The 9,397-nt window shown below is 69.3% G+C and carries 6 protein-coding genes; 4 read left to right on the forward strand and 2 right to left on the reverse strand.

The annotated features are described in order from the left end of the window. Positions 1-68: 68 nt before the first annotated feature. Entirely contained in the window at positions 69-596 is a 528-nt protein-coding gene (ppa, locus tag KHO18_RS03665) for an inorganic diphosphatase (protein ID WP_144197402.1), read from the reverse strand. Positions 597-784: 188 nt separating this feature from the next. On the opposite strand from ppa, the gene KHO18_RS03670 reads away from it, so the two are divergent. From KHO18_RS03670 to KHO18_RS03685, 4 genes are all read left to right on the forward strand, one after another. Next, the gene (locus KHO18_RS03670; protein WP_144197401.1) at positions 785-2,221 is read left to right on the forward strand and encodes an aldehyde dehydrogenase family protein; all 1,437 of its coding nucleotides are present in this window, start codon (positions 785-787) and stop codon (positions 2,219-2,221) included. Continuing rightward, entirely contained in the window at positions 2,214-2,456 is a 243-nt protein-coding gene (locus KHO18_RS03675; RefSeq protein ID WP_144197400.1) for a hypothetical protein, read from the forward strand. Before KHO18_RS03670 ends, KHO18_RS03675 begins: the two co-directional genes overlap by 8 nt. A gap of 74 nt (positions 2,457-2,530) precedes the next feature. Then, a complete protein-coding gene (locus KHO18_RS03680) occupies positions 2,531-3,304 on the forward strand; it encodes an SDR family oxidoreductase (RefSeq protein WP_144197399.1) in 774 nt (257 codons plus the stop codon). Positions 3,305-3,365: 61 nt separating this feature from the next. Next, positions 3,366-4,679, forward strand: a complete 1,314-nt coding sequence (locus tag KHO18_RS03685) for an MFS transporter (protein WP_211942781.1) — start codon at positions 3,366-3,368, stop codon at positions 4,677-4,679. Positions 4,680-4,766: 87 nt separating this feature from the next. Here KHO18_RS03685 and KHO18_RS03690 read toward each other — a convergent pair. Next, a partial coding sequence (locus KHO18_RS03690) for an Hpt domain-containing protein (protein ID WP_211942782.1) occupies positions 4,767-9,397 on the reverse strand: 4,631 nt, incomplete at its 5' end.

Raw genomic sequence — 9,397 nt, forward strand, 5'->3', positions numbered from 1 at the left:
AACCCGCCAAACTGGCGGGTTTTTCCATCGATCATCGATCATCGATCATCGATCCGGTGCGAACCAGCTTACTTCTTGAAGTTCGCCACGCCGTCGGTGATTTCCTTGTGGGCTTCCTCGATGCCAGCCCAGCCATCCACCTTGACCCACTTGCCGGCCTCAAGTGCCTTGTAGTGCTCAAAAAAGTGCTTGATCTGGTCGAGCGTGTTTTGCGGCACATCGGACAGGCCCTTCATGAAGGCGGTGGCCGGGCACAGCTTGTCCACGGGCACGGCCACCAGCTTGGCGTCCACGCCGGACTCGTCGGTCATCTTCAGCATGCCGAGCGCACGGCAGCGCACCACGGCGCCGGCCAGGATCGGGAACGGCGTCAGCACCAGCACGTCCACCGGGTCACCGTCGCCGGACAGCGTCTGCGGAATGAAGCCGTAGTTGGCCGGGTAGCGCATGCCCGTGCCGATGAAACGGTCGACGAACAGCAGGCCGGTTTCCTTGTCGGCCTCGTACTTCACCGGATCGCTCTGGGCCGAAATCTCGATGATGACGTTGAAATCGTTGGGAAGGTCCTTGCCCGGGGAGACGAGGTTGAAGCTCATGCGAGTTCTCCGAATGCCAGTGTTGTGGGATGGCGGGCATTATAGCGGTTCGCTCCTGACCCCACGCTGACAAGCCAGCAGCCCGCGCCGCCCCCCAAGTACCAAGTGCCTTGCGCGGCCCGCGCGGTGCGCGATAATGCGGCATTCCCGATTCAGCAGTTGCTCCATACCCGAGCACGGAGATAAGCATGCACGCCCAGCACTTCGTCGCCAACCGCCTGATCGCCCCCGATTCCGGTCTGCGCATCAAGGTTTTCGATCCCTCCAACGGCGAGCCGTTCGCCGAGATTGCCCGTGGCAACAGCACGGACATCAGCGTGGCCGTGCTGGCCGCCCGTCAGGCCGCCGAGGGCGCCTGGGGCGCCATGGCACCCGCAGAGCGTGTCCGCCTGCTGAACCGCGTGGCGCTGGTGCTGATGGAGCACGAGGACGAACTGGCCGCGCTGGAGGCCCGCGACACCGGCAAGCCGCTGCGCCAGGCCCGCGCGGACGCCCGCGCCGTGGCGCGCTACTTCGAGTTCTACGCGGGCGCGGCAGACAAGCTGCACGGCCAGACCATCCCCTACCAGCCCGGCTACACGGTGCTGACCGTGCGCGAGCCGCACGGCGTGACGGGCCACATCATCCCCTGGAACTACCCGCTCCAGATCTTCGGCCGCAGCGTCGGCGCGGCGCTGGCCACCGGCAACGCCTGCGTGGTCAAGCCGGCCGAGGATGCCTGCCTGTCCCTGCTGCGCGTGGCCGAGCTGGCCGCCGAGGCCGGACTGCCCGAAGGCGCGCTCAATATCGTCACCGGCTATGGCCACGAGGCCGGCGCCGCGCTGGCCCGCCATCCGGGCATCAACCATATTTCCTTCACCGGCTCGCCCGAGACCGGCAAGCTCGTGGCCCAGCTGGCGGCCGAGAACCATGTGCCGGTCACGCTGGAGCTGGGCGGCAAGTCCCCGCAGATCGTGTTTGCCGATGCCGACCTGGACACGCTGCTGCCCGTTATCGTCAACGGCATCGTCCAGAACGCCGGGCAGACCTGCTCGGCCGGCAGCCGGCTGCTGGTGGAGCGTTCCGTCTACGAGACCCTGCTGGACCGGCTCTCGGGCGTGTTCGAGTCGCTGCGCGTGGGGCCGTCCGCGCTCGACCTCGAATGCGGCCCGCTGATCAGCCGCAAGCAGCAGCAGCGCGTGTGGGACTTCGTCTCCGATGCCCAGCACGCCGGCATTGCCGTGATGGCGCAGGGCCAGATCGTCGGCGAGGCCCCGGAGTCTGGCTACTACCAGGTGCCGATGCTGTTCCGCGACGTGCCGCCCACGCACCGGCTGGCCCAGGAGGAAGTCTTCGGCCCGCTGCTGGCGGCGATGCCGTTCGACAGCGAGGAAGAAGCGCTGCGCCTCGCCAACGGCACCGCCTACGGGCTGGTGGCCGGCCTGTGGACGCGTGACGGCGCCCGCCAGCTACGGCTGGCCCGCAAGCTGCGCGCCGGCCAGGTCTTCATCAACAACTACGGCGCCGGCGGCGGCGTGGAGCTGCCCTTCGGCGGCACCGGCCAGTCGGGCCATGGCCGCGAGAAGGGCTTCGAGGCCCTGTACGGATTCACCACTCTGAAAACCATCGCCATTCAACATGGGTAACATCAATTTTCTGTCGGTCGCGTTCGCCATCTTCTTTTTCTGGATGGCCTGGCATGTCCGGAACAAGCGTGCCACCAACCCGTCCGGCATGCCCCGCCTGCAGGTTTTCAAGCGCAAATGGGGCGACACCGTGGGCGACCGCGTCCACTGGTGCCTCTACGTGGCCCTGCCCTTCCTGCTGGCCGTGATGATGGTGGCCAACGCCCTGCGCGGACGGGGGCCGTTCGCGCACTAATCGATAAGTCGTCGGCAGCATGCCCGCCAGCGGCGCCAAGACCGCGGCGGGCCTATCTATATAGGAGACAGGACATGGCAAGACTGGCTGGCAAGGTGGCCGTGGTCACGGGCGGCGGCTCGGGCTTCGGCGAAGGCATCGCCCATACGTTCGCGCGCGAAGGCGCCGCCGTGATGGTGGCCGACCTGAACCTGGAGGCCGCCGAGCGCGTCGCCGCCGCGATCCGCGAACAGCATGGCGCGACAGGTGGCACCGCCCGCGCGGTCCGGGCCGACGTGGCGCGGGGCGACGACGTGGCCGCCATGCGGGACGCCACGCTGGCCGCCTTCGGCGACGTGCACATCGTGGTCAACAACGCCGGCACCACCCATCGCAACAAGCCGATCCTGGAGATCACCGAAGACGAGTTCGACCGCGTCTACGCGGTCAACGTCAAGAGCATCTACTGGTCGGCCCGGCACTTCATCCCGCATTTCCGCCAGCGCGGCGGCGGCAACTTCGTCAACGTGGCGTCCACCGCCGGCATCCGGCCCCGCCCCGGTCTGGTCTGGTACAACGGCAGCAAGGGCGCCGTCATCACGGCCAGCAAGGCCATGGCGGCCGAACTCGGCCCGGACAACATCCGCGTGAACTGCGTCAACCCGGTGATCGGGGCCACCGGCCTGCTCGAACAGTTCATGGGCCTGCCGGACACCCCCGAGAACCGCGCCAGATTCCTCGCCACGATCCCGATGGGGCGCATGTCCACCCCGCAGGACGTGGCCAACGCCTGCCTCTACCTCGCCTCCGACGAGGCGGCGTTTATCACCGGCACCTGTATCGAAGTGGACGGCGGGCGCTGCGTGTAGCGCTTGCATCACTTCCCAACCCGCGGCAACGACTTATAAGAACCCAATGAGGAGACAAGTCATGACAACGACCGCAGTGAACCCCGGCATGCGCGATGCCGGTTTCGAAGACGCCACCTACCGCAAGGTGAGCTGGCGCCTCGTGCCCTTCCTGTTGCTGTGCTACGTGGTGGCCTACCTGGACCGCGTGAACGTGGGCTTCGCCAAGCTCCAGATGCTCAACGACCTCAAGTTCAGCGAGACCATCTACGGGCTGGGCGCCGGCATCTTCTTCATCGGCTACTTCCTGTTCGAGGTGCCCAGCAACGTGATCCTGCACCGCGTGGGCGCGCGCATCTGGATCGCCCGGATCATGATCACCTGGGGCGTGATCTCGGCGGCGATGATGTTCGTGACCACGCCGACGATGTTCTACGTGCTGCGCTTCCTGCTCGGCGTGGCCGAGGCGGGCTTCTTCCCCGGCATCATCCTGTACCTGACCTACTGGTACCCGGCGGAGCGGCGCGGGCGCACCACCACGTTCTTCATGACGGCCATCGCGCTCTCGGGCGTCATTGGCGGGCCGCTGTCCGGCTGGGTCATGCAGGCGTTCGACGGCCACAACGGCTGGTCCGGCTGGCAGTGGATGTTCCTGCTCGAAGGCATTCCGTCGATCCTGGTCGGCCTGTGGGTGCTCGCCTACCTCGACGACCGCATCCGCCACGCCAAGTGGCTGACCGAGGACGAGAAGGCGCTGCTGGAGCGCAACATCGCCAACGAGGAGCAGCACAAGGAAGACCCGCCGATCCGCAAGGTGCTGTCCAGCCCGCGCGTCTGGCTGATGAGCGCCATCTACTTCTGCTTCGTGATGGGGCTCTACGGCGTGAGTTTCTGGCTGCCGACGATCATCAAGCAGACCGGCGTGAAGGGCGCGCTGGACATTGGCCTGCTGACGGCGATTCCCTACGGCTGCGCCGTGATCGGCATGATCCTGGTGGCGTACAGCGCCGACAAGCGGGGCGAGCGGCGCTGGCATATCGCGCTGCCGGCGCTGGCCGGGGCGGTGGGACTGGTGCTGTCGGTGCAGTGGCATGGCGACACCACGCTGGCCATGGTGGCGCTGACGCTGGCCACCATCGGCATCCTGACCACGCTGCCGCTGTTCTGGAGCCTGCCCACGGCCTTCCTGGCCGGCACGGGCGCGGCGGCCGGCATTGCGCTGATCAACTCGCTGGGCAACCTGGCGGGGTTTATCAGCCCCTACGCGGTGGGCTGGCTCAAGGACCTGACCCAGAGCACCGACTCGGGCATGTACCTGCTGGCGATCTGCCTGGTAGCCGGCGCGGCGCTGACGCTGTCGGTGCCGGCAAAGATGGTGAACCGCAAGGCTGGATAAGGTAGCGGATCGGATCGATCCAAAGACAAAGGGCCGGCGCTTGACGAAGCGCCGGCCCTTTTTTCTGACTACGTCAGATGCGATGCGTCAGGCGTCGCCCAGCATCTGCGCCACCGAGGCGGCGGCGTTGCCGGCGCGCTCGCCAATCAGCTGGCGCAGCGTACGCAGCAGTTCATCCTCGTTGAACGGCTTGCCCAGATAGACGTTCACGCCGATCTCGGCCGCGTAGCGGCGGTGCTTTTCGGCCGTACGTGACGTAATCATCACCACCGGCATATGCGTGGTGCGGCTGTCGGCGCGGACGTTGCGCGTGAGGTCGAAGCCGTCCATGTTCGGCATCTCGATATCGACGAGCATCGCGTCCGGCATCACCTCCTGCAACTGCCGCAGCGCATCCACGCCATCGCGCGCCAGCACCACCTGGTAGCCCGCGCGCGTCAGCAGCCGCTGGCTGGCCTTGCGCACCGTGAGCGAATCGTCCACCACCATCACGGTCGGCTGCGTCATCAGGCCCGAGACCGGCCGGGCATCCCCCGCGCCGACGAACTCGGCCACCGCGCCAGTGTTCTCGGTCGATGCCAGAAGCGCCGTCGGCGTCACCTCGCCGCGCTCGCGCACGAACCGCTGCGCCAGCACCACCGGGTTGTAGATCAGCACGATCTCGCCATCGCCGAGCGTGGTGGCGCCGGCAATACCTTCCAGGCGCGCCAGGTGGGGGCCGATGTGCTTCACCACCACTTCGCGGTTGCCGATCACCTCGTCCACGTGCACCGCCACGCGGTCCGCGCCCGAGCGCACCACCACCACGGGCGAGTACTTGCGGCCCGAGGCAATCGCCGCGCTCTCTTCGAGCAGCGTGCCGAAGTAGTAGAACGGCGCTTCCACACCGGCGCCCGGACCCGCCGTCGCGCCGAAGCGGCCGGCGTTATAGGCTTCCAGCAGCGGCTTTTCGCGCAGTTGGTGGACCTGATCGATCATGCCGCTCGGCATCGCGTACAGGCGGCCGCCCAGCGACACCAGCAGCACCTGCGTAATGGCGGTGGTCAGCGGCAGGTGCACCGTGAAGCTGGTACCCCGGCCCGCCTCGGTGGAGAGCGTGATACGCCCGCCCAGCGCCACGGTTTCGGCGCGGACCACGTCCATGCCCACGCCACGCCCGGCCAGCTCGGAGACCTCATCGGCCGTCGAGAAGCCCGGCGTGAAGATCATCTCGGTCAGGCGCGCGTCGCTGGCGTCTTCCTCGTGCGTCAGCAGCTGGCGGCTGATGGCCCGCTCGCGGATGCGCGCGAGGTCCAGCCCGCCGCCATCGTCGAAGAACGTCAGCACCACCTCGTTGCCTTCCTGCTGCACTTCCAGCGTCAGCGCGCCCGTGGTGGACTTGCCCGCCGCGCGGCGTGCGTCTGCCGGCTCGATGCCGTGCACCACGGCATTACGGATCAAATGCTCGATCGGGCCGGCCATGCGGTCCAGCACCGAGCGGTCGATCTCCACCGTGCCGCCCTTGATCAGCAGGCGCACTTCCTTGCCGGTTTCGGTGGCCGACTGGCGCGCCACACGGTACAGGCGCTCAGCCAGCGCATCGAACTGCACCATGCGGGCCTGCATCAGCCCGCGTTGCAGGCCGCGCGTCAGCCGGGCCTGCGCGGCCAGGTCGCCCGAGGCGCGGTCGAAGCCGCGCTGCAGGTTCTGCTCCACCGTGGCCACGTCGTTCACGGACTCGGCCATCATCCGCGTCAGTTCCTGGAACCGCGTGAAGCGGTCGAACTCGAGCGGATCGAAGTCCGGGCTCTGCTGGGTATCGGCAATCCGCGACGCCATCTGCGTCTCGGCCTGGATTTCGATCTCGCGCAACTGGGTGCGCAGACGCCCCACGTTGTCGTTCAGTTCGCCGAGGTAGGCGCGCAGCGCTTCCAGCTCGCTGTCCAGCCGGGCGCGCGTGGCGCCGACTTCGCCGGCGTCGTTGATCAGCGTGTCCAGCGCCCGGGCCTGCACGCGCACCAGCGCGCGCTGGCGGTCGGCTTCCGGGGCCTTGGCGGCAGTGGCCGGCAGTTGCGGGGCGGTCGTGGCCAGTGCGGTGCCGGGGGTGTCAGCCGTGGTGGCAGCCGGTACATCGAGCGAAGCCGCGGGCGCCGCGTCGGGTTCGACCAGCCCGTTCACCACATCGGCATCGTCCACCGGCAGCAGGCGGCCGTTCTGGAGCGCGTCCACGTGCGCGAGGATGCGGTCGTACCAGGCGTAGAGCTTGCCGAACAGGTCCGGCGTCACGCGCTGGCCGCGCACGGAGGCTTCCAGCAGCGTTTCCATTTCATGCGCCGCCTGCCCCAGCGCCATCGCGCCGGCCATGCGGGCGCTGCCCTTGAGCGTGTGCAGCGCGCGCAGCACCAGGCCGCCCTGCTGCGTCTCTTCGGGCGTGGCTTCCCAGGTGCGCACCAGCTTGCCGAGTTCCGGCAGGCTGCCGTGCGCCTCTTCCAGGAAGATGTCGACCAGATCGGCATCCAGCGCCGAGGCGTCGAGCGATGCTTCGGGCGGGGCCGCCGGCGCCGCCGGCGATTGCGCGGAGACATGGGCGACGGCCACCTGCTCATGACGCGGATCGGGGCGCGGCGCCGTGGGCATGGCGATGACCACGGCGTCGTGCAGCGGCGTCACCGGCGTCACAGGGGTCAGCGTGGGCGCGGCCACCGGCGGCAGCGAGGTGATCGGCGTCAGCCTGGCCGGCGCATCGGTCACGGCCGGCAGTGCCGGGGTCGGCGCGGCCGGCTCGGTCACAGGCGGAAGCGGCGGCAGCGGCGTGGTCTGCAGGATCTGGGTATTGCCGAACAACTGCGCGACGGAGCCTTCCTGATCCGCCTGCGCCTGCTCGCCGGTCACGGTGGCGCGCGGGCGCATCAGCGCGCGTTCGCCGAAATCGTTCAGGTTGCGGCACAGCGCCGGGTCGGCATCGGGCCAGACCCCGGCGGCAAACTGGTGCAGCATCGCGCGCAGCCGCTCCACGGCCTGGTCGAGCAGGCGGAAGTCGCCCGGATGCATCACCACGGGGTGACGGCCCAGCAGCAACAGCAGTTGTTCGAGGGCCTCGGCGATGTCGCGCACCGGCTCCAGCCCCACCGTGGAGGCGCTGCCCTGCAGCGTATGCGCCACGCGCAGCGCCAGCTCGCTCGGGCACGGATGGTTCTCGTGCTTCCACTCGGACAGGTCGGTGGCGAACTGGCGCACCAGATCGTCGGCCTCCTGCAGGTAGACGTTGTAGAGCGCCAGCCCGATGCGCACCGGGCCAATCACCTTGTAGTGGTCGTCGTCGCTGGCCAGCCCGCCCGAAAGGCGGAACGGCAGCACGTTGCTGTCCTCGGCCTCGGCCGCCGGCTGCTCAGGGGCGACCGGCTGCGCCGGGGCGGTCTGCCCGGGCGCGTTGGCCTGGGCGTGGGCCAGCAGGGCGTCCAGTGAATCGATGGCATCTTCCGGCGCGGCGGGGGCCGCGACGGCGGACAAGTCGGTCTGACCCGGCTCGCGCACGGCCTGCGCTTCCGCCACCAGCGGGGCGATGTCGCGCTGGGTGCCGGCGTCGGCCTGCAGGGCGATGGCCCATTCGCGCAGCAGGTCGTGCGCGTGGTGCAGCAGGGCCAGCAGCGCGGGCATGGGCTCGCGCGCCTCGGCAATCCACAGGTTCATCACCTGTTCGATGGCCCACGCGGCCTCGCCGTAGCGGTTCAGGCCGACCATGCGGCTCGAGCCCTTGAGCGTGTGGAAGGCGCGGCGGATGCGGCTCAGCACGTCGGCGTCGCGCAGCGCGTCGAGCCCGCCCGGCAGGTCGGTGGCGATATTGCCGAGCACTTCCTCCGCTTCGGACAGGAAGATCTCGAGCAGTTCGGCGTCCACCCCGGCGGCGTCGCTCGGCATCGGGGCAGACGGCGCGGCGGACGATGCCAGCGCAGCGGCGGGCATCGGGTCGGCCAGCGCCACGATCAGGCGTTCGGCGGCGGAGTCGCTGCCGGCAAGCCACGCGTGCAGCTGCGTGGTGGCGTCGGTGGCCTGGCGGCGCAGCGCGGCATCGTCGTCGATGGCGGCCTGGTCGCTCACCGCCTGCAGGGCGGCGCGCAGGCGCTGGATCTCGGGCGAATCGGCGCCGGCGGCCACGCGGATGGCGTCCATCGCGGCGTGGCGCGCGGCGGCCAGCGCGGTGGCGGGTACTTCGTCGGTCCGGCGTGGCGCGAGGGCGTCGTCGTCGGTGGCATCGGCCTGACGGCGGCCGAATTCGAGGATATCGGCAAAGGCATGCACCGCGCCGAGTTCGGCGGCAATCTCGGACAACTGGGCCACGCGGCCCGGCTGGGTGTCGATGCCACGCAGCACGTCCAGCCGCGCCAGCACGGCACGCGTGGCGGCCAGCGCGGCGGTGGCGGCCTCGTCGATGCCTTCCGGCATCGCGGCGCTGCCGATCAGGCGCTCCAGCGTGGCCAGCAGCCCGCCAAACGCCTGGGCGGCATCGCCAAGCGTGTTGACGGCATCGGGCTTGGCCGCGTTGCGGTCGAAGGTATCGAGCCAGGACTCGCCGCTGTCGAGCTGGGCGCGCAGCCGGGTCACGGCCTCGACGCGCAGCGCCTGGGCGTTGGCGGTCTCGACCATCGCGGCGAGCCAGTCGGGCGCGGTGGCGGCGGGGTCGGCGAGGCAGGCCGCGAGCTGGTCGCAGCGGGCGGCGAATTCGGCGGCGGACGGATGGC

The organism is Cupriavidus campinensis (genome assembly GCF_905397395.1).
Classification (GTDB): Bacteria; Pseudomonadota; Gammaproteobacteria; order Burkholderiales; family Burkholderiaceae; genus Cupriavidus; species Cupriavidus campinensis.

Excerpts from the sequence above, each read along its gene's own strand:
- ppa (WP_144197402.1), bottom strand. The coding sequence starts at position 596 with ATGAGCTTCAACCTCGTCTCCCCGGGCAAGGACCTTCCCAACGATTTC.
- KHO18_RS03670 (WP_144197401.1), top strand. The coding sequence starts at position 785 with ATGCACGCCCAGCACTTCGTCGCCAACCGCCTGATCGCCCCCGATTCC.
- KHO18_RS03675 (WP_144197400.1), top strand. The coding sequence starts at position 2,214 with ATGGGTAACATCAATTTTCTGTCGGTCGCGTTCGCCATCTTCTTTTTC.
- KHO18_RS03680 (WP_144197399.1), top strand. The coding sequence starts at position 2,531 with ATGGCAAGACTGGCTGGCAAGGTGGCCGTGGTCACGGGCGGCGGCTCG.
- KHO18_RS03685 (WP_211942781.1), top strand. The coding sequence starts at position 3,366 with ATGACAACGACCGCAGTGAACCCCGGCATGCGCGATGCCGGTTTCGAA.